This is a genomic window from Herbihabitans rhizosphaerae, assembly GCF_004216555.1.
Lineage (GTDB): Bacteria > Actinomycetota > Actinomycetes > Mycobacteriales > Pseudonocardiaceae > Herbihabitans > Herbihabitans rhizosphaerae.
Genome location: NZ_SGWQ01000009.1, coordinates 62,455 through 82,003, shown reverse-complemented (window position 1 = coordinate 82,003; position 19,549 = coordinate 62,455). Strand labels below are relative to the sequence as shown.

The window sequence follows — 19,549 nt, the reverse complement described above, 5'->3', positions numbered from 1 at the left end:
GTCAGGCCGCCTTCCTGCGGTGCTGCTCGGGGATCTCGGCATCGATCTCGACGCGATCGAACGGGGCCTGCTCGCGGATCTCGTCGAGTCGTTCGACCGGCACGACGGCCCAGCGCTGATGCGGCCCACAGAGATCGATCAACCGGTCCAGCGCGGAGTAGACGAGCAGCATCCGCGTGCCGTCCGCGCCCCAGTGCAGGTCGGGTACGAACTGGTCGTCGGATGTGTCGGCGCAGGCCAGGTAGACCACCGGCGGGACCACTCGCTGCTCGTTCCCATCTGGCAACTGCGTGTTCCCGGTGAGGAGGTCGGCGTCCGGCATGACGACGTCGAACGGCATCAGCTCGTGCAGGTCGTCGAGCCGGGCCGTGGCCAGCGCCGTCCACGGCTGCTCTCGGCCGCACAGCGCGTGCAGCCGATCCAAAGCCGTGTAGACGCACAGAGCGACCCGGCCGTCGTCGAGATCGATCAGCACCGGGCTGAACTTCTCCACACCCGTCTCGTGACAGGCGACGTAGACGACAGGAGGAGGTGGAAACTCGGTGTCCATGAGCAACCCTTCTCGCCAACAGGTTCATTGCTATTGGAAAGCTTACGGTTGCTCGGACGGTAGGGGAATCCGTTTGGTTCTGGTGGCTTGGGTCACATTTCAGGGTCCGCGACGGCGACGGCCACGAGCGGGCTACGGTGTGCGGCGTGACAGCGCCAGAGATCCTCGCCAGCTTCCCCAGTCCGGACCGGGGCGTGTGGGAGATCGGCCCGATCCCGATCCGCGCGTACGCGTTGTGCATCATCGCCGGGATCATCGTGGCGATCTGGTGGGGCGAGAAGCGTTTGCGGGCCAGGGGAGGCGCGCCGGGCACGGTGATCGACGTCGCCGTGTGGGCCGTCCCGTTCGGACTGATCGGTGGCCGGATCTACCACCTGATCACCGACTTTCCGACGTACTTCGGCGACGGCCCGAAGACACCGATCGACGCGCTCAAGATCTGGGAGGGCGGCCTCGGCATCTGGGGCGCGATCGCCTTCGGTGCGGTGGGCGCCTTGATCGGCTGCCGCCGTGCCGGCGTCCCACTGCCCGCGTTCGCCGACGCGGTCGCGCCGGGAATCGTTGTCGCGCAAGCGATCGGGCGCCTCGGCAACTACTTCAACCAGGAGCTGTACGGCGGCCCGACCGACCTGCCGTGGGGCCTGGAGATCTACCGGCGGGTCAACGAGTCCGGCGGCGTGGATCCGCTCAACGGTGTCGCCATCGGCTCGCCGATCGAGGTCGTGCACCCGACGTTCCTGTACGAGCTGCTGTGGAACCTCGGCGTCGCCGCGCTCGTCGTGTGGGCCGACCGCCGGTTCCGCCTCGGCCACGGCCGGGCGTTCGCGCTCTACGTCGCCGGCTACACGGCCGGGCGCTTCTGGATCGAGCTGATGCGCACCGACTTCGCGAACACGATCCTCGGCGTGCGGGTCAACGTGTTCACCTCGGCGCTGCTGTTCGTCGGCGCCATCGCCTACTTCGTGATCGCGCGCAACCGTGGTGAGCGCGAGGATCTCGCCGCGCTGCGGGCCGACCAGGTCACCCTCACGCCGGTGGACCAGGCTGAGCCGGACGACAGCCCGGATGACAGCGAGGACGACGACGGCGAGGACGACGGCGGCGAGGGCGAGTCCACGACCGACAAGGAACTGGACGGCGCGGGCAAGCGCGACGACGACTGACCGTCCACAGTGGACTGATCAGTGGTTCGCTACCAACGTTGTTGTGGCGGCGGACCGTGCCCCTGGGCGGGTGGGTAGCCGTACGGCTGGGCGACGCGCTTCGGATGGCACCAGGCGCGGGACAGGAACGCCAGCACCGCCGCGACCACCGCCGCCGCGGCGAGCCCGAACGCCTCGATGTCGCCGAGCTCCAGCACCGCCAGTTCGAACGCGCTGCCCAGGATGATCAGCACCCGGCCCGCTCGCGAACGCCGAAACAGCAGCAACGCCCCGGACACTGACAGGAGTCCGCCGAAGACGGTGACCGCCGCGGCGGCGCCGTCGCCGTAGTTCTTCCCGGCGAGATCATCGACCGCGAGGTAGCCGAAGTACCCGATCGCGATGAGCCCGACCACCAGAGCCAACAGGCTCGCGACCCGGGCGATGTCGCGGCTGCTCACCGGCGGCGCCGGCGGCGGACCACCGTGCTGTGGTGCGCCCATCCAAGGGTTACCGTGCGGGTTGTGCGTCATCGACGTGCTCCTGAGGCGGCGAACGGATGGCTCACCCTAGTGCTCCGGTCGGGCCCGTGTCGGCGCGACGACGAGATTGCCCTCGCGCGTCGGCAGCACCTCGACCGTGGCGCCGTAGTGCTCGGTCAGCAGTTCCGGCGTGAGCACCTCGGCCGGTTTCCCCGACGCCACAACGGTTCCCGCGTTCAGCAGCACGAGCCGGTCGCAGTACTGCGCGGCGAACGTCAGGTCGTGCAGGGTGCTGATCACGGTCGTGCCGTCCTCGGCGCGCAGCCGGTCCACCAGTTCGAGCAGCGACTGCGCGTGCCCGATGTCCAGGCCCGTGGTCGGCTCGTCCAGCAGCAGCACGCCGGCCTGCTGGGCGAGCACCCGCGCCAGCACCGTGCGCTGGCGCTCGCCGCCGGACAGTGTCCGAAGTGGACGGTCGGCCAGCTCGGCGAGGTCCAGCCGGTCCAGCACCGAGTGCACGATGGCCAGGTCGCGCGGACCCTCCCTGGCGAGCAGGCCGAGGTGCGGCGTGCGTCCCAGCAGCACGTAGTCGGTGACCGACAGCCCGTCCGGCATCACCGGGTTCTGCGGCGCGTAGCCGATCAGCCGGGCCCGTTCTCGTGGGTCGAGTGTCCGGGTGGGACGGTCGTCCACCCGCACGTCGGTGGCCTGCGGCACGAGCCCGGCGATCGCCTTCAACAGCGTGGACTTGCCGGCGCCGTTCGGCCCGATGATCGCCAGCCACGCGCCGGTCGGCACGTCCAGCGTCACGCCGGAGACCACCGTCCGGCCCCGGTATCCGGCGCTCACCTCGGAAAGGTGCACGGCGGTCATCGCAGCTTCTCCCGCGACCGGCGCAGCACCAGCACGAAGAACGGCGCGCCGGTGAACGCGGTGATCACGCCGAGCGGCACCTCGGCCGGCGCGAACGCGGTGCGTGCCACATAGTCCGCGATCACCAGGAACGTCGCCCCGCCGAGCAGCGACAGCGGCAGCACGATCCGGTAGCTGACGCCGGCCAGCATGCGCACCACGTGCGGCACCACGATCCCGACGAACCCGATCAGCCCGCTCACCGACACGGCGGCCGCGGTGGCCAGCGACGCGGCCAGCAGCACGATCATGCGCACGCGGGCCGGTCGCAGCCCGAGCGAGGAGGCCTCCTCGTCGCCCACCGACAGCACGTCCAGCAGGCGCGCGGCCAGGCACAGCACGACGACGGCCAGCGCGATGTAGGGGAGCGTCAGCAGCACCTCGCGCCACCCGGACGTGCTCAGCCCACCGAGCATCCAGGTGTACACCTGCTTGATCGTGTCGGTGTTCAACTGCTGCACGAACGCCTGAATGGCGGCGAGGAACGACGCGACGGCGACGCCGGCCAGCAGCAGGATCGCGGTGCCGCCACCGCCGGCCGAGCTGCCGAGCGCCCAGGTCAGCGCGACCCCGCCGAGCGCGCCGAGGAACGCGGCGATCGGAATCGGGTTGACCGCCCAGGCGCCGGCGTCCGGGAACGCCACGACCACGATGGTCGCGCCGAGGCCGGCGCCCGCCGCGGCGCCGAGCAGGTACGGATCGGCCAGCGGGTTGCGGAACACGCCCTGGAACGCGGCACCCGATCCGGCCAGCGCCGCGCCCACCAGACCGGCGAGCAGCACGCGAGGCAGCCGGATCTGCCACAGGATCGCCGCCTCGGTCTCCGACAGCGGGGACACGCCGCCGGTGACCTGCGCCCAGACCTCGGCGATGATGCGGCCGACGCCGAGGTCGGCGGCACCGAGCAGGGTCGACCCGACCACCACCGCGACGAGCGCCGCGATCGTGACCGCGAGCATCCACCCGCGCAGGCGCGTGGGGACTGCTTCAGTGGTCTCCCGGGTACCTATGCTTTGCCGGCCTTGGTGACGGCGGCGGACACGGCCTTGAGCGCCTCCACGACGCGCGGGCCCCAGCGGGTGGCCAGGTCGTCGTTCAGCTCGACGACGTTGCCGCCGGTGACCGCCTTGAGCCTGTTCCACCCCGGTCGCGCCGCGATCGTCTGCGCGTTCTGCTGGCAGCACACGGTGTCCGCGAGGAAGATCAGGTCGGGATTGGCGCGAACCAGGTCGGCCGGGCTGAGCTGCGGGTATTCGCCGACGGCGCCGGCCGGGTCGGCCACGTTGGCCAGCCCGAACTGGCTCACCAGCTGGCCGATCATGGTCTTGGAGGTCAGCGAGTACAGGTCCGGCCCGATCTCGAAGTAGTAGCTCAGCGGGCGCGCCGGCTTGGGTGTCTCGGCGACGAGCTTCTCGATGTCCGCCTTGGTGCGGTCGGCGAGGTCGGAGCCCTCCTTGGCGTGACCGGTCGCCTGGCCGAGCAGCCGCATGTACGCGTACGCCTCGTTGGTCGTCTTCGGCGACGCCAGCCGAATGGTCGGGATGTGCAGCTTCTCCAGGCTGTCGGCCAGACCGCCCGGGTCGCTGAACAGGATCACCAGGTCGGGCTTGTAGTTGGCGATCGCCTCGACGTTCGGGGTGAGGGCGGACAGCGCGGTGCGGGGTGCGCGCTGCGGGAAGTTGGACTGGCTGTCCACGGCGACGACCTGCTCGCCGGCGCCCATGGTGAACAGCACCTCGGTGGCCGCCGGGTTGAGCGACACGATCCGCTTGGGCTTGTGGTCCAGTACCACCGGCTTGCCGCCGGGCACCGTGAGCTGCACCGGGAACGCGGCCTCGGGCGTCCCGGCGTTCTGACCGGCGCCGGGTGCCGCCGCCTGCTCACGTGCCGCGCATCCGGCGAGCGCGACCAGCGCGAGCAGCGCGACAAGCAGGCGAGTCAACGGGTGTCGTGCACGGGACATCGGCGACCTCGTGTCTTCGGCCGGCTACGGAGGGCGTGCCGGCCGTGCCCGACGGGCGACCGACGCCGCACCCCTGCACCGGAGGCGAATGGCGTCGACGTGGGGCGGAGGCGACCTGACTCGGCTTCGAGTAGCCATCACAGTTGCGGGACAGCGCCGGATTCGCACCGGACTTCGCTACCACCATCACGTCGCCGGCCGACTGCGCGCGCCAGCACGGGCCGACCGGCGCCGGTAAACTATCAGGTGGAAACGTCGGAGGTCAGAGGTGGTTCACGGCCTCCTCGGGGCAGCTCGAAAGCCCTCGTGGAGAGGGTGGACCAGCTGATCGATCGTTGCGGATGAGCGCGATCGTCAGCGCCGACCGAATCGTTACGCCGCGACGGAGGAACCACCCCAACGAACGGTGCCTTGCTCGTTTCGGGACTGTAAAGTCGCGTCAACAACGCGGGCCATTGTCGTCCCGCGCCCAGAACCGGCACCGTTCGCCACTGAGCGCGAGGACGACGAGGGAGGTCTGCGCAGTGATCTTCTCCGCCATCCCCGGCCCGCAAGGGCTGTACGACCCGACCGAGGAGCGCGACTCCTGCGGCGTGGCGATGGTGGCAGACGTCCGAGGTCGTCGCAGTCACGAGATCGTCGCGGACGGGCTGACCGCGCTCGCCAACCTCGAACACCGCGGGGCCGCGGGTGCGGAGCCGACGAGTGGCGACGGCGCCGGCATCCTCGTCCAGCTTCCCGACGCGCTGCTCCGGTCCACTGTGGACTTCGAGCTGCCCGAGTCCACCGCGGACGGTCTGAACCGGTACGCCGCGGGCATCGCCTTCCTGCCGAGTGAGCCGGAGGCCCGTGCCAAGGCAGTCGAGACGGTGCAGCGGATCGCCGGCGAGGAGGGGCTGGACGTACTCGGCTGGCGGGACGTGCCGGTCGACCCGGACGCCGCCGAGGTCGGGCCGACCGCGCGCGGGGTCATGCCGCACTTCGCGATGGTGTTCCTGGCCGGCCCAGACGCCGGCCCAGAGGTGAGCGGCGTCGAGCTGGACCGGTTGGCCTTCGCCGTGCGCAAGCGGGTCGAGCACGAGAGCAACGCGGGCGGCGCCGGCGTGTACTTCCCGTCGCTGTCGTCGCGGACGTTGGTGTACAAGGGAATGCTCACCACCGAGCAGCTTCCGGTGTTCTTCCGCGACCTGTCCGACGAGCGGCTTGTCAGTGCGATCGCATTGGTACACAGCCGGTTCTCCACGAACACGTTCCCGTCCTGGCCGCTGGCGCACCCGTTCCGGTACGTGGCGCACAACGGCGAGATCAACACGATCCGCGGCAACCGGAACCGCATGCGCGCCCGCGAGGCGCTGCTCGCCTCCGACCTCATCGCCGGCGATCTGACCAGGCTGTATCCGATCGTGGACCCGGACGGCTCGGACTCCGCGTCCTTCGACGAGGTGCTGGAGCTGCTGCATCTCGGCGGCCGGAGCCTGCCGCACGCGGTGCTGATGATGATCCCGGAGGCGTGGGAGAACCACTCCACGATGGACCCGGGCCGGCGGTCGTTCTACCAGTTCCACGCGAGCCTGATGGAGCCGTGGGACGGGCCGGCGTGTGTCACGTTCACCGACGGCACGGTGGTCGGCGCGGTGCTCGACCGCAACGGTCTGCGGCCGGCGCGCTGGTGGCGCACCGCGGATGACAAGGTCGTGCTGGCCAGCGAGGCCGGCGTGCTGGACATCCCGCCGGACCAGGTCGTCCAAAAAGGACGGTTGCAGCCGGGCCGGATGTTCCTGGTGGACACCGTGCGCGGGCGGATCGTGGACGACGACGAGGTCAAGTCCGAGCTGGCCGCGCTGCTGCCCTACGACGAGTGGGTGCACGCCGGGCTGCTGGAGATCGCGGACCTGCCCGACCGCGAGCACGTCGTGCAGAGCCACGAATCGGTGCTGCGCAGGCAGATCACGTTCGGGTACACCGAGGAAGAGGTCAAGATCCTGCTCACTCCGATGGCCACCGCGGGTGCGGAGCCGATCGGGTCGATGGGCACGGACACGCCGCCCGCGGCGCTCTCCAAGCGGCCGCGCCTGCTCTACGACTACTTCAAGCAGAACTTCGCGCAGGTGACCAACCCGCCGCTGGACGCGATCCGCGAGGAGATCGTCACGTCGGTGGCGCGCATCATGGGGCCGGAGCAGAACCTGCTGGAGCCCTCGCCCGCGTCCTGCCGGCACATCCGGCTGCCGTACCCGGTGATCGACAACGACGAGCTGGCCAAGCTGATCCACGTCAACGACGACGGCGATCTGCCCGGCTACGCCTGCACTGTCCTCAGTGGACTGTACGAAGTGGACGGTGGGGGCGAGGCGCTGGCCGCGGCGATCGAGCGGGTGCGGCGCGAGGCGTCCGAGGCGATCGAGAACGGCGCGCGCACGCTCGTGCTGTCCGACCGCGACTCCGATCACCGGCTGGCGCCGATCCCGTCGCTGCTGCTCGTGTCTTCGGTGCACCACCATCTGGTGCGCACGAAGGAGCGCCTTCAGGTCGCGCTCGTCGTCGAATCGGGTGACGCGCGCGAGGTGCACCACATCGCGCTGCTGCTCGGCTACGGCGCCGCCGCGGTCAACCCGTACCTGGCGTTCGAGACGATCGAGGACCTGATCAGCCAGGGTGCGATCACCGGCATCGAGACGCGCACCGCGATCCGCAACTACGTGCAGGCGCTGGTCAAGGGCGTGCTCAAGATCATGTCCAAGATGGGCATCTCCACCGTGGGCGCGTACACGGCGGCGCAGGTGTTCGAGTCGCTCGGGCTGTCGATGGACGTGCTGGACGAGTACTTCACCGGCACGACGTCCAAGCTGGGCGGTGTGGCGCTGGACGTGCTCGCCGAGGAGGCGGCCGCGCGGCACCGGCGTGCCCACCCGGAGAACCCGACCGACCGGGTGCACCGGCGGCTCGACGTCGGCGGCGAGTACGCCTATCGCCGCGAGGGCGAGCTGCACCTGTTCACCCCGGAGACGGTGTTCCTGCTGCAGCACGCGACCACGACGCGCCGGGTGGAGGTGTACCGCGAGTACGTGGCCGAGGTGGAGCGCCTGAACCGTGAGGGCGGCGCGCTGCGTGGGCTGTTCTCCTTGCGCGGCAACGAAAGCGGGCCGATTCCGATCGAGGACGTGGAGTCCGTCGAGTCGATCATGAAGCGGTTCAACACGGGCGCGATGTCCTACGGGTCGATCTCCGCCGAGGCGCACGAGACGCTGGCGATCGCCATGAACCGGATCGGCGGGCGGTCCAACACCGGTGAGGGCGGCGAGGACCCTGATCGGCTCTACGACCCGGAGCGGCGGTCGGCGATCAAGCAGGTGGCCAGCGGGCGGTTCGGCGTGACCAGCGAGTACCTGGTGAACGCGACCGACCTCCAGATCAAGATGGCGCAGGGCGCCAAGCCCGGTGAGGGCGGCCAGCTCCCGCCGAACAAGGTGTACCCGTGGATCGCCCGAACGAGGCACTCGACCGCCGGTGTGGGGTTGATTTCGCCACCCCCACACCACGACATCTACTCGATCGAGGACCTCGCGCAGCTCATCCACGATCTGAAGAACGCCAACGAGCACGCGCGGGTGCACGTGAAGCTGGTGTCCGAACTGGGAGTCGGCACGGTCGCCGCCGGGGTGTCCAAGGCGCACGCGGACGTGGTGCTGATCTCGGGCCACGACGGCGGTACCGGCGCGTCGCCGATGAACTCGCTCAAGCACGCCGGCACGCCGTGGGAGATCGGGCTCGCCGAGACCCAGCAGACGTTGGTGCTCAACGGTTTGCGGGACCGGATCACCGTGCAGGTGGACGGCGCGATGAAGACCGGGCGGGACGTGATCGTCGCGGCCCTGCTCGGCGCGGAGGAGTACGGATTCGCCACCGCGCCGCTGATCGTGGCCGGCTGCGTGATGATGCGTGTCTGCCACCTGGACACCTGCCCGGTCGGCGTGGCGACGCAGAACCCGTTGCTGCGCAAGCGATACACCGGGCAAGCGGAGCACGTGGTGGCGTTCTTCGAGTTCGTCGCGCAGGAGGTGCGCGAGCACCTGGCGGAGCTGGGCTTCCACACCCTGGACGAGGCGATCGGGCGCGCCGACCTGCTGGACACCGACGACGCCGTGTCGCACTGGAAGGCCGGCGGGTTGGACCTGTCGCCGGTGTTCGCGGTGCCGGAGTCGCCGTACGGCCCGGCTCGGCGGCGGATCCGCGCCCAGGACCACGGGCTCGATCTCGCGTTGGACCGCACGCTGATCCAGCTCGCCGAGGCCGCCCTGGAGGACGCGCACGAGGTGCACCTGGAGCTGCCGGTGCGCAATGTGAACCGGACGGTCGGCACGCTGCTCGGCTCCGAGGTGACCCGGCGTTACGGCAGCGCGGGCCTGCCGGACGGCACGATCACCGTGACGCTGACCGGGTCCGCCGGCCAGTCGCTCGGCGCGTTCCTGCCGCCGGGGATCACCATCGACCTGGTCGGCGACGCCAACGACTACGTCGGCAAGGGGCTGTCCGGCGGGCGCGTCGTCGTCCGGCCGCACCAGGACGCGCCGTTCGCCGCCGAGCAGCAGGTGATCGCCGGCAACGTGATCGGCTACGGCGCGACCGGTGGCGAGCTGTTCGTGCGCGGCCGCGTCGGCGAGCGGTTCTGCGTGCGCAACTCCGGCGCGACCGCGGTGGTGGAGGGCGTCGGCGATCACGCCTTCGAGTACATGACCGGCGGGCACGCGGTGGTGCTCGGGCCGACCGGCCGCAATCTCGCGGCCGGCATGTCCGGCGGCGTCGGCTACGTGCTGGACCTGGACGCGCGGCTGGTCAACACGGCGATGGTCGAGTTGCAGCGGCCGGACGGCGCGGACCTGCGCTGGCTGCGCGGCGCGGTGGAGCGGCACCACCGGTTCACCGGATCGGCGGTGGCCGCGTCGCTGCTCGGCGACTGGACCCGGCGCGCCGCCTCGTTCACCAAGGTGATGCCGCGCGACTACCAGCGCGTGCTGGAGGCGATCAGGCTCGCGCGCGCCGAGGGCCGCGACGTCGACGAGGCCGTGATGGAGGCGTCCCGTGGCTGACCCGACCGGCTTCATGAAGCACCAGCGCGCCGACGCGCGGAAGCGTCCGACCGAGGACCGGCTGGCCGACTGGCGCGAGGTGTACGCCGGCCTCGAACCATCCACTCGGGACGGTCAGGTCCGCGAGCAGGCGACTCGCTGCATGGACTGCGGAGTTCCCTTCTGCCACAGCGGATCCGCCGGTTGCCCGCTGGGCAACCTGATCCCGGAGTGGAACGACCTGGTGCGCCGCGGCGACTGGGGCCTGGCCAGCGACCGGCTGCACGCGACCAACAACTTCCCGGAGTTCACCGGCAAGCTGTGCCCGGCGCCGTGCGAGTCGGCGTGCGTGCTGGCGATCTCGCCGGAGTCCGGGGGAGCGGTGGCGATCAAGCGCGTCGAGGAGGCGATCGCCGCCGTGTCCTGGGAGCGCGATCTGGTCCAGCCGCGCGTCTCGACGGTGTCGTCGGGCCAGAAGGTGGCCGTGGTCGGCTCCGGTCCCGCCGGGCTCGCCGCGGCTCAGCAGCTCACCCGCGCCGGCCACGAGGTGACCGTGTTCGAGCGGGACGACCGGCTTGGCGGGCTGCTGCGCTACGGCATCCCCGAGTTCAAGATGGAGAAGAAGGTCCTCGACCGGCGGCTCGTCCAGTTGCGCGCAGAGGGCACGAAGTTCGTGACCGGCTGCGAGGTGGGCGGTTCCGGTCGCGGCGACCTGTCCGTGGAGGACCTGCGCGCCGGCTACGAGGCGGTGGTGCTGGCCGTCGGCGCGTTGCGCGGGCGGGACGCAACGGATGTTCCGGGACGCGCGTTGTCTGGCGTGCACCTGGCGATGGACCACCTGGTGCCGTCGAACAGGGAATGCGAGGGCGACGGGCCGACGCCGATCTCGGCTGCGGGTAAGCACGTGATCATCATCGGTGGGGGTGACACCGGGGCGGACTGCTACGGGACGGCGACTCGGCAGGGCGCGCTCTCGGTGACGCAGCTCGACCAGTACCCGCGGCCGCCGAGGCAGCGCGACGACGAGCGTTCGCCGTGGCCGGTGTGGCCGTGGATCCTGCGTACCTATCCGGCGCACGAGGAGGCGGGGGAGCGGAAGTTCGCGGTCGCCGTGGAGGGGTTCGTGGACGACGGCGCCGGGAACGTGCGGGCCGTGCGGCTGCGCGAGGTGCGGGTGTCTCGGGACCCGTCGACGGGCCGTCGTGAGGTCGTCCCGGTGAACTCTCAGGTCGAGGAGTTGCCGGCGGATCTGGTGCTGCTGGCGATCGGGTTCGAGGGCGTCGAGCACATGCCGCTGCTCGACGGGCTCGGGATTTCGTTGTCTCCCAAGGGGAATCTGTCCTGTGGGGCGGACTGGCAGACCTCCGCTCCCGGTGTGTTCGTGTGCGGTGACGCGCATCGCGGGGCGTCGCTCGTCGTGTGGGCCATCGCGGAGGGGCGCTCGGTCGCCAACGCGGTGGACGCCTTTCTGACTGGCGCTTCGGAGTTGCCGGCGCCCGTGCACCCGACGGCGCTGCCGCTCTCCGTCGTGTGAGGTCTTTCGTGGGCCGGGTACGCCCTGCGGCGTAGCGATGGTCCACCTGGGGGTGGAGGAACCCCTACCTGTCGGCCTCAGGAAAAGTCGAGGGTCATTCGGGAGTTTCCACTGAGGCTTTCGAGCCTGGGCGGCGACACCATTGAGTCATGACGACGACGAAGAAGTTGACCAGGTCCGAAAACAACCGCGTGATCGGTGGTGTCTGCGGCGGAATCGCCGAGCGCTACAACTGGGAGCCCAGGAAGGTCCGGCTGGCGTTCCTGCTGTCCTGCCTGCTTCCCGGCCCGCAGTTCATCGCCTACCTCGTGCTGTGGTTCGCCATTCCCAGCCGCCGCACCGTGAACGTCTGAGCCACGCTGGCGTGATCACCCGCCGTGATCACGCCAGCGTCGTGACAGCAGCCCTCAGCCCGTCCAACTCCGCACGGGCGATGTCCGAGAACTTCTCCTGATCGGCTCCCTCGACCCAACGCAGCCTGATCGCCGAGACCATCGGCCGTCACCTGGGTGTGCCTACGGCCGCGGTGTCGCCCGATCAGGCGCAGGCCCACTTCGGCTTTCTCGCGTCCCCTCGTGCCGCTCGATGTTCCCGCGTCCAGTTCGCGCACCCAACGGCTCCTGAGCTGGCGGCCGGGCCACCCCGGTCTCCTCGCGGACCTCGACGGCGGCCACTACTTCGCCGCGGCCTAGTCCCGTAGGTCGGCCGGGGGCAGCGTGGCGGCCTCACGCAGCAGTGTGGCCAGCACTCGAGTGTCCACATCGGACAACCGGCTGAACCGGATGCAGCTGCGGCCGACCGACACCTTGCCCAGCGTCTGCTCGTAGGACTCCGGCAGGTACCTGCCGTCCGGCGTCACCGAGCACACGTACAACGATATGTAGCGCTTGTTGCTCGCCAGCGAGACCAGCGCCCAGTCGCCCTGCGCCGGGGCTCCTCCAACGCGTCGATGTACTCCTCGTGGGTGCGCGCACTGCTCTGTCCGAACATGGTCCGCCTCCTCGCCCAGCAGTAATCGTCGCACCGCCGGCGGCTCGAACGAAGAACACAGACAGTGACGTTTCTTTTCGCGAGCACCACCCGGTGAGTGTCTTTCCGGCGGTGTTACCGAGGAGTACCTTCCGGCTCGTTACCCCGTTACGGGGATGACAGGAACCTATCCCCTGCGCGGTCGACCCTGATCGGGTGACCGGAAGGTAGGTGTACAGATGAATCGACGAATCTGGCAGTCCGCCGTCGTGCTGGCGGCGAGCACCATCGCGCTCGCCGGGCTGTCCGTCCCCTCGTCCGCCGAGTCGGCCGCTCCGCGCGGCCCCGCGGTCAACGACATCGCCGCCACGGCGAGTGTCGCGACCACGTGGACGGCGGACGCGATGCGGTCGGCCGTCCCGCTCGACACGCTGCTCCCCGCGGCGGACGCCAAGCGCCTGACGCACAAGGTCGCCAAGGGTGCGTCCCAGGTGGTCCGGCCGACCGTGCTCGGCGGCATCCTCGGCCCGTTGGCCTTCCCGAGCGGAGGCGCCGAGTGGACCCGGGGAGGTGCGGTGCAGAAGACCGCCGGCCGCGTGTTCTTCAGCTACCAGGGGCGCAAGGCCTCCTGCAGCGGCGACGCGGTCACCAGCGGCAACAAGAGCACGGTGCTCACCGCGGGCCACTGCGTGAAGCTGGAGGGCAACTGGCACGCCGACTGGGTGTTCGTGCCGGCCTACCGTGACGGCAACGCCCCGTACGGCACCTGGACCGCGCGCAAGACGCTGGCCACCCCGCAGTGGGCGGCAAGCGAGGACATCAACTACGACGTCGGCGCGGCCGTGGTGAACCAGCTCGACGGCAAGAACCTCACCGACGTGGTCGGCGGCCAGGGTGTCGCGTTCAACCAGGCCAAGACGCAGAACATGTACGCGTTCGGCTGGCCGGCGGCGGCGCCGTACGACGGCTCCAAGATGATCTACTGCAGCGGTCGCACGTTCAACGCGCTGCTCAGCGACGGTATCGGCATGAACTGCAACATGACCGGTGGCTCCAGCGGTGGCCCGTGGTTCGCCCAGTTCAACGAGAGCACCGGGGCCGGCGTGCAGCAGTCGGTGAACAGCTACAAGATCAACATCATTCCGTTCTGGATGTTCGGGCCGTACTTCGGCGCGGACGCGCAGGGCGTGTACAACACGGCGCAGGGCACCTGAGTCACGCGTTACGTAACGGGCGTCCGGGAACTGTCCCGGGCGCCCGTTATGTTGTCCCGCATGTCTTTTGAGGGCTTCGGCGAGCACGCGATCGACTTCTTCGACGGCCTGGAGGCGGACAACTCCAAGCCGTACTGGGAGGACAACAAGTCGGTCTACCAAGACGACGTGCGCGCGCCGATGGAGGCGCTGCTCGCCGAGCTGGAGGCGGAGTTCGCCACCGACTTCGGGCGCGCCAAGGTGTTCCGCCCCTACCGGGACGTGCGGTTCTCCCACGACAAGACGCCGTACAAGACCAACTGCGGCGGCGTGATCGAGCCCGGTCGCGGCGGCGGCGCGTACTACGTCGAGGTCAGCCCGGTCGGCCTGCGTACCGGCGGCGGGTGCTTCCACCTCGCGTCCGACCAGATCGCCCGCTACCGCACGGCGGCGGCCGAGGAGATCCACGGCGAGGCGCTGGCCAAGATCCTCAAGACGCTGCGCCGCAAGGGCTGGGAGATCAGGGGAGACGTGTTGAAGAGCCGCCCGCGCGGCTTCCCGGCCGACCATCCCCGGATCGAGCTGCTGCGTCATCGCAGCGTGTACGCGGTCCAGGTGTGGGAGCCGGACGACGTGCTGCACGAGCGGACCTGCCTGGACCGGGTGCGCAAGGCGTGGCGCGACCTGCGGCCGTTCAACGAGTGGGCGCGCGACCACGTCGGCGTCAGCGAGAAGCCGTCCAATTGAACGTTCGGCGATCCTTCTTCATCGTTCCAGCCGATCGGGCTACGCTGATCGTGTGACTCGACGCGCGAAGATCGTTTGTACCCTCGGCCCCGCGACGGCCACCGCGGAGAAGGTCCGCGAGCTCGTGGATGCCGGTATGGACGTCGCCAGGATGAATTTCAGCCACGGCAGCCACAGCGACCACAAGCAGGTCTACGACCTGGTCCGCGCCACCGCCGACGAGACGCAACGCTCCGTCGGCATCCTGGCCGACCTGCAGGGTCCCAAGATCAGGCTCGGCACGTTCGCCGGTGGGCCGGTGCAGTGGAACACCGGCGACACCGTGCGGATCACCGTCGAGGACGTCGCCGGCACGCACGACCGGGTGTCCACCACCTACAAGGGCCTCGCCGACGACGCGAAGGCCGGCGACCGGCTGCTCGTGGACGACGGCAAGGTCGGCCTGATCGTGTCCGAAGTGGACGGTCAGGACGTCGTGTGCGAGGTGACCGAGGGCGGCGAGGTCAGCAACAACAAGGGGCTTTCGCTGCCAGGGATGGACGTTTCCGTCCCCGCGATGTCCGAGAAGGACATCGAGGATCTCGAGTTCGCGATGAACCTCGGCGTGGACTTCATCGCACTGTCCTTCGTCCGCTCGCCGGCCGACATCGACCTCGTGCACCAGGTGATGGACCGGGTCGGGCGCGGCAGGCTGCCGGTGATCGCCAAGCTGGAGAAGCCGGAGGCGGTGGACAACCTCGAGGCGATCGTGCTCGCCTTCGACGGCGTGATGGTGGCGCGCGGCGATCTCGGTGTCGAGCTGCCGCTGGAGCAGGTGCCACTGGTGCAGAAGCGCGCCATCCAGATCGCGCGGGAGAACGCCAAGCCGGTCATCGTGGCCACCCAGATGCTCGACTCGATGATCAACAACTCCCGGCCGACCCGCGCAGAGGCGTCCGACGTGGCCAACGCGGTGCTGGACGGCGCCGACGCGTTGATGCTGTCCGGCGAGACCAGCGTCGGCCGCTATCCGGCGGGCACCGTGCGCACCATGGGCTCGATCATCCAGGCGGTGGAGAACGAGTCCACCGCCGTGCCGCCGCTGACCCACGTGCCACGCACCAAGCGGGGCGTCCTGTCCTACGCCGCGAAGGACATCGGCGAGCGGCTGAACGCCAAGGCGCTGGTCGCGTTCACCCAGTCCGGAGACACCGTGCGGCGGCTCGCCCGGCTGCACACCACGCTGCCGCTGCTCGCGTTCACCCCCGAGCAGCACGTGCTCAGTCAGCTCGCGCTGACCTGGGGCACGGAGACGTTCCTGGTGCCCAGCGTGGACTCCACCGACCAGATGGTGCGCCAGGTCGACATCTCGATGCTGTCCATCGGGCGGTACCAGCCCGGCGACCTTGTCGTCATCGTCGCAGGCTCCCCACCAGGCACGATCGGCTCGACTAACCTCATCAGGGTTCACCGTCTCGGCGAGGAAGACCACGCCTGACCCTGGAGTGACCCCGTGACCGAAGTGGCCCGTGCCGCGGCCGAGGACCCCGACGCCGTGCTCTCCGCAGACCGCGTGCCACGCGACGCGCACGGGGTGCCGCACGGCCAGCCGGTGCTCGACCGGCTCGTCGCGCTGCTGGACCTGGAGCGCATCGAGGAGAACATCTTCCGCGGGGTGAGCCCGAAGCACTCGCCGATCCGGGTGTTCGGCGGGCAGGTGGCCGGCCAGGCGCTGGTGGCCGCCGGGCGCACGGTGCCGGCCGAGCGTCGGGTGCACTCGCTGCACGCGTACTTCATCCGCGGCGGCGACCCGAGCGTGCCGATCGTCTACGAGGTGGACCGGATCCGCGACGGCCGGTCCTTCACCACCCGGCGCGTGGTGGCCGTGCAGCGCGGCAGGGCGATCTTCTCGCTGTCCGCGTCGTTCCAACTCGACGAGCCGGGCGCCGACCACGCCGACGAGATGCCCGACGTGCCGGCCCCCGAGACGCTGCCCACCCAGGGCGAGCGGATCACGCCGGAACTGCGCGAGAAGTTCGGCGTGGTCGTCGACCGCCCGCGCCCCATCGACGTCCGGTACGTGACCGAACCACCCTGGTTGACCAGGGGACAGGGGCCGGGCGAAGCCCGCAACCAGGTCTGGATGCGCGCCGACGGAAAGCTGCCCGATGATCAACTCCTGCACGTCTGCGTCCTCGCCTACGCCTCCGACATGACGCTCCTCGACTCGGTCCTGGCCCGCCACGGCGTCTACTGGGGCACCGACAACGTGCTCGGCGCCAGCCTGGACCACGCGATGTGGTTCCACCGCCCGTTCCGCGCCGACGAGTGGTTCCTCTACGACTGCGTCTCGCCCAGCGCCTCCGGCGGCCGAGGCCTCGCCACCGGCCGGTTCTTCGCCCAGGACGGCACCCTCATCGCCACCGTCGTCCAAGAAGGCCTCCTCCGAATCGGCTAGCCACCCCCAACAACGCCGGCCCACCTACCCTCGGCCCACCTACCCCACCTACCGACTTCACGCAGCCGGGTGTGTTGACCGCACCGATCGAAAGCCCGCTGAGGTCGCGATTCTTTGTCGAGGGCGGTCGCCCTTACGACGCCGGAGGGACAGCGGGCGAGGAACGAGCCCGCTGTCGTGGAGGTGGCGTGACTGAACCACCCACGAAACCCAGCCACCCACACTCGGCACCCAGCCACCCAAGCAAAAAGACCACAACCCCGTTCGGCGAAGCCGAACCAGGCGACCCTGCCCTCGATAGACGACAGAGCGACCTTGCCCTCGATAGAAAAGCCAGTGAGACCGGAGCTAGTCGGGGGACAGCCCCGGTCTCACCGGATGGTGTGCCGGATGACGCCGAGGGGGACCGGGGGAGGTTGGCGTCTACCCGACACGAGCGCGGCAGGAGGGGAACCCGCGCGCGTCTGGGGCGGCGGGCGTCAGCCCGCGCGAAGCTTCTGGGCGGCCTCCTCCTTGGTCAGCCTCAGGCACAGGTGCGCGGTCAGGTACGCGCGGCAGGGCGACGGCGGACGCGAGATCAGCCGTGGGCGGCACGCCCGACAGCGGCCGTCCGGCCCGGGGCGGTGCTCCTCCAGCAGGGACCGGAGCGCGGCGATCACCCGAGGCAGCTCGGTACGGGCGACCTCCGCCGCCCGTTCGTCGTCGGGATCTCCCGCGAGATCCTCGATGTCATCGAGGTACTCCCGTAAGGAGCCCTCCAGTTGGCCGAACAACGAGTGCGTCACCGTGAATCCCTGCCCTCAGTCGATGCGCTCGCCAGGCCGAAAGCCCTGACGCGCACTACAGTGCTCCGACACGGTCGCGATGGACGCCGCCGTCCGCCGCGACTCGTATGCCTTCTAGCAGCGTGCGACGAGCCACATCCCTTTTGCAAGTTGCACAACCCGTTTGGGTGACCCGGCTTCCTCGCGTCGTGAAGGGCTTACAGACTGTGCGGGACGTTGACGACGGAGGTGAACGCTATGGCACGGGACCACAGTCCGACCGTGCGGAGGCGCAGGCTCGCCAGCGAGTTGCGTCGACTGAGGGAAGCCGCTGGGCTCACGATCGACGAGGTCGGCGAGCGCCTGGAGTGCTCCGCTTCGAAGATCAGCCGGATCGAGACGGCCCAGGTCGGCGTGACCACTCGGGACGTTCGGGACATGCTCGACCTGTACGGAGTGCCCGACGACCAGAAAGAGGCGCTGGTCCAACTCGCCAGGGAGGCTCGCAAGAAAGGCTGGTGGCACTCCTACAACGAGATCTTCACCGGCACTTTTGTCGGTTTGGAGTCGGAAGCCTCTTCCTTGCACACACACCAAGCGCTGCTCGTGCCGGGTTTGTTGCAGACCGAGGATTACATGCGCTCCGTTATTCGGGCGATTCGTCCGGATGTCGCCGACGCCGAGGTGGAACGGCGCGTCAAAGCGCGGCTCACCCGACAGCAGCTGCTGACCGACGAGTCGCCGCCGGAATACTGGGCCGTGATCGACGAGGCGGTGCTGCACCGCGTCGTCGGTGGTCCCAGCGTCATGCGCACCCAGATGGAGCGGTTGCGCGAGGTGGCCGCGATGCCAAATGTCACTTTGCAAGTTGTCCCTTTCAGTGCGGGTGCGCACTCGGGGATGGAAGGGCCATTCCTGATTCTGGGATTCCCCGAACAGGCCGACCCGGACGTCGTCTATGTGGACACGACCACCACCGGCGTCTACCTCGAGCAGCCGGCTGAAATCAAAAGGTATACGTTGATGTTCGACCATTTGCGTGCCGCGGCTTTGAAACCCGACGACACGGTCGCGCTGGTCGAGCAGGTAGCCAAGAGGCTGAGCTAGTAGCCCATTGTTAGGCCTCCACGAGGGGAGTGAGAGTGACCGTTTCCGATCTGACAGGCGCGAAGTGGCGTAAGAGCGGTTTCAGCGGTGCCGGCAACGACTGCGTCGAGCTCGCCGTGAGCACCGGTAGTACCGCCCTGCGCGACTCGAAGAGCCCCGCGACAGGTCAGCTGGCGTTCGAGAACGCCGGGTGGCACGAGTTCCTCGGCGCCGTGGTCGGCGACCGGCTTCGAGCGCACTGACCAGGTAACCCAGTACGACCGGAACACCCCTTACTCGCCCTCCACGCACCTGTGGAGGCACCCAGTAAGGGGTGTTCCCGCACGCGAAGCTGCGTGATCGTCCGATGCCGGATGCCGCGCCTCAGTACGAATCTCGGTCACACCGATGAGAAGGAGTGATCGAGATGGATTGGACCATCGAAGCGGTACGCGCCGAGGTCGACTACCGGCACGAGGGCCTGCACAAGGACGGCGCCCGGTGGCGCAACGAGTACCGGCGCGGGCGGTCGTCGTGGTGGCGGCGCCTGCACCGGCACGGCGACGACGGCTCCGGCGACGAGTCGGACAACGGAGGTGAGGGCGAGGAGGGTTCTGAGCTCTGGCCGGGCGCGGATGTGGTCGCGGGCGACCGCGGTCACCCGCGCGCGGCCTGAGCAGGCGGAAGCTGTCGGTGAGGTGTGA

General features: G+C 69.5%; 18 protein-coding genes and 1 riboswitch. Of the genes, 11 read left to right on the top strand and 7 right to left on the bottom strand.

Annotation, left to right across the window (positions count from 1 at the left end; genetic code table 11):
• Position 1 precedes the first annotated feature (1 nt).
• Positions 2-550 carry an SAV_915 family protein gene (locus EV193_RS33800; protein ID WP_207222781.1) on the bottom strand — a complete coding sequence of 183 codons (549 nt, stop codon included), beginning with the start codon at positions 548-550 and terminating at the stop codon, positions 2-4.
• 146 nt (positions 551-696) lie between these two features.
• Between EV193_RS33800 and lgt the strand changes: the two genes are divergently transcribed.
• A complete protein-coding gene (gene lgt, locus EV193_RS23875) occupies positions 697-1,713 on the top strand; it encodes a prolipoprotein diacylglyceryl transferase (protein WP_130346633.1) in 1,017 nt (338 codons plus the stop codon).
• A gap of 29 nt (positions 1,714-1,742) precedes the next feature.
• Here the strand turns inward: lgt and EV193_RS23870 are convergent, their stop codons facing one another.
• From EV193_RS23870 to EV193_RS23855, 4 genes are all read right to left on the bottom strand, one after another.
• Complete coding sequence (locus EV193_RS23870; RefSeq protein WP_130346631.1) at positions 1,743-2,195, bottom strand: hypothetical protein; 453 nt, start codon at positions 2,193-2,195, stop codon at positions 1,743-1,745.
• A 66-nt stretch (positions 2,196-2,261) separates the two neighbouring features.
• The gene (locus EV193_RS23865) at positions 2,262-3,047 is read right to left on the bottom strand and encodes an ABC transporter ATP-binding protein (RefSeq protein WP_130346629.1); all 786 of its coding nucleotides are present in this window, start codon (positions 3,045-3,047) and stop codon (positions 2,262-2,264) included.
• Positions 3,044-4,045 (bottom strand): FecCD family ABC transporter permease, encoded by a 1,002-nt coding sequence (locus EV193_RS23860; RefSeq protein ID WP_130346627.1) that lies wholly within the window; start codon positions 4,043-4,045, stop codon positions 3,044-3,046. Before EV193_RS23860 ends, EV193_RS23865 begins: the two co-directional genes overlap by 4 nt.
• A gap of 47 nt (positions 4,046-4,092) precedes the next feature.
• Positions 4,093-5,049 carry an ABC transporter substrate-binding protein gene (locus EV193_RS23855; protein ID WP_130346625.1) on the bottom strand — a complete coding sequence of 319 codons (957 nt, stop codon included), beginning with the start codon at positions 5,047-5,049 and terminating at the stop codon, positions 4,093-4,095.
• 60 nt (positions 5,050-5,109) lie between these two features.
• Positions 5,110-5,253: riboswitch (adenosylcobalamin (AdoCbl) riboswitch) on the bottom strand.
• 320 nt (positions 5,254-5,573) lie between these two features.
• Between EV193_RS23855 and gltB the strand changes: the two genes are divergently transcribed.
• From gltB to EV193_RS23840, 3 genes are all read left to right on the top strand, one after another.
• The gene (gltB, locus tag EV193_RS23850) at positions 5,574-10,136 is read left to right on the top strand and encodes a glutamate synthase large subunit (protein ID WP_130346623.1); all 4,563 of its coding nucleotides are present in this window, start codon (positions 5,574-5,576) and stop codon (positions 10,134-10,136) included.
• The gene (locus tag EV193_RS23845) at positions 10,129-11,649 is read left to right on the top strand and encodes a glutamate synthase subunit beta (protein ID WP_130346621.1); all 1,521 of its coding nucleotides are present in this window, start codon (positions 10,129-10,131) and stop codon (positions 11,647-11,649) included. The genes gltB and EV193_RS23845 overlap by 8 nt, the downstream gene beginning before the upstream one ends.
• Before the next feature lie 149 nt (positions 11,650-11,798).
• Positions 11,799-12,002: a PspC domain-containing protein gene (locus EV193_RS23840; RefSeq protein ID WP_130346619.1), complete on the top strand. Its 204-nt coding sequence runs from the start codon at positions 11,799-11,801 to the stop codon at positions 12,000-12,002.
• 335 nt (positions 12,003-12,337) lie between these two features.
• Here EV193_RS23840 and EV193_RS23830 read toward each other — a convergent pair whose 3' ends face one another.
• Complete coding sequence (locus EV193_RS23830; RefSeq protein ID WP_207222780.1) at positions 12,338-12,673, bottom strand: DUF1801 domain-containing protein; 336 nt, start codon at positions 12,671-12,673, stop codon at positions 12,338-12,340.
• Between the two features lie 184 nt (positions 12,674-12,857).
• Here EV193_RS23830 and EV193_RS23825 point away from each other — a divergent pair, with 184 nt between their 5' ends.
• Genes EV193_RS23825 through tesB form a run of 4 tightly spaced genes read left to right on the top strand, consistent with a single transcriptional unit; the run spans position 12,858 to position 16,995 of the window.
• The gene (locus EV193_RS23825) at positions 12,858-13,832 is read left to right on the top strand and encodes a trypsin-like serine peptidase (RefSeq protein WP_130346615.1); all 975 of its coding nucleotides are present in this window, start codon (positions 12,858-12,860) and stop codon (positions 13,830-13,832) included.
• A gap of 60 nt (positions 13,833-13,892) precedes the next feature.
• Positions 13,893-14,558: a DUF2461 domain-containing protein gene (locus EV193_RS23820; protein ID WP_130346613.1), complete on the top strand. Its 666-nt coding sequence runs from the start codon at positions 13,893-13,895 to the stop codon at positions 14,556-14,558.
• Positions 14,559-14,610: 52 nt separating this feature from the next.
• On the top strand, positions 14,611-16,035 hold the full coding sequence (pyk, locus tag EV193_RS23815) for a pyruvate kinase (RefSeq protein WP_130346611.1): 1,425 nt from the start codon (positions 14,611-14,613) through the stop codon (positions 16,033-16,035).
• Between the two features lie 15 nt (positions 16,036-16,050).
• The gene (gene tesB / locus EV193_RS23810; RefSeq protein WP_207222779.1) at positions 16,051-16,995 is read left to right on the top strand and encodes an acyl-CoA thioesterase II; all 945 of its coding nucleotides are present in this window, start codon (positions 16,051-16,053) and stop codon (positions 16,993-16,995) included.
• Positions 16,996-17,474: 479 nt separating this feature from the next.
• Here the strand turns inward: tesB and EV193_RS23805 are convergent, their stop codons facing one another.
• Complete coding sequence (locus tag EV193_RS23805) at positions 17,475-17,780, bottom strand: hypothetical protein (RefSeq protein ID WP_130346609.1); 306 nt, start codon at positions 17,778-17,780, stop codon at positions 17,475-17,477.
• A gap of 237 nt (positions 17,781-18,017) precedes the next feature.
• Here EV193_RS23805 and EV193_RS23800 point away from each other — a divergent pair, with 237 nt between their 5' ends.
• From EV193_RS23800 to EV193_RS23790, 3 genes are all read left to right on the top strand, one after another.
• Positions 18,018-18,866 (top strand): helix-turn-helix domain-containing protein, encoded by an 849-nt coding sequence (locus tag EV193_RS23800; RefSeq protein WP_130346607.1) that lies wholly within the window; start codon positions 18,018-18,020, stop codon positions 18,864-18,866.
• A gap of 35 nt (positions 18,867-18,901) precedes the next feature.
• Entirely contained in the window at positions 18,902-19,108 is a 207-nt protein-coding gene (locus EV193_RS23795) for a DUF397 domain-containing protein (protein ID WP_130346605.1), read from the top strand.
• A 164-nt stretch (positions 19,109-19,272) separates the two neighbouring features.
• Complete coding sequence (locus EV193_RS23790; protein WP_130346603.1) at positions 19,273-19,521, top strand: hypothetical protein; 249 nt, start codon at positions 19,273-19,275, stop codon at positions 19,519-19,521.
• Positions 19,522-19,549: the final 28 nt, after the last annotated feature.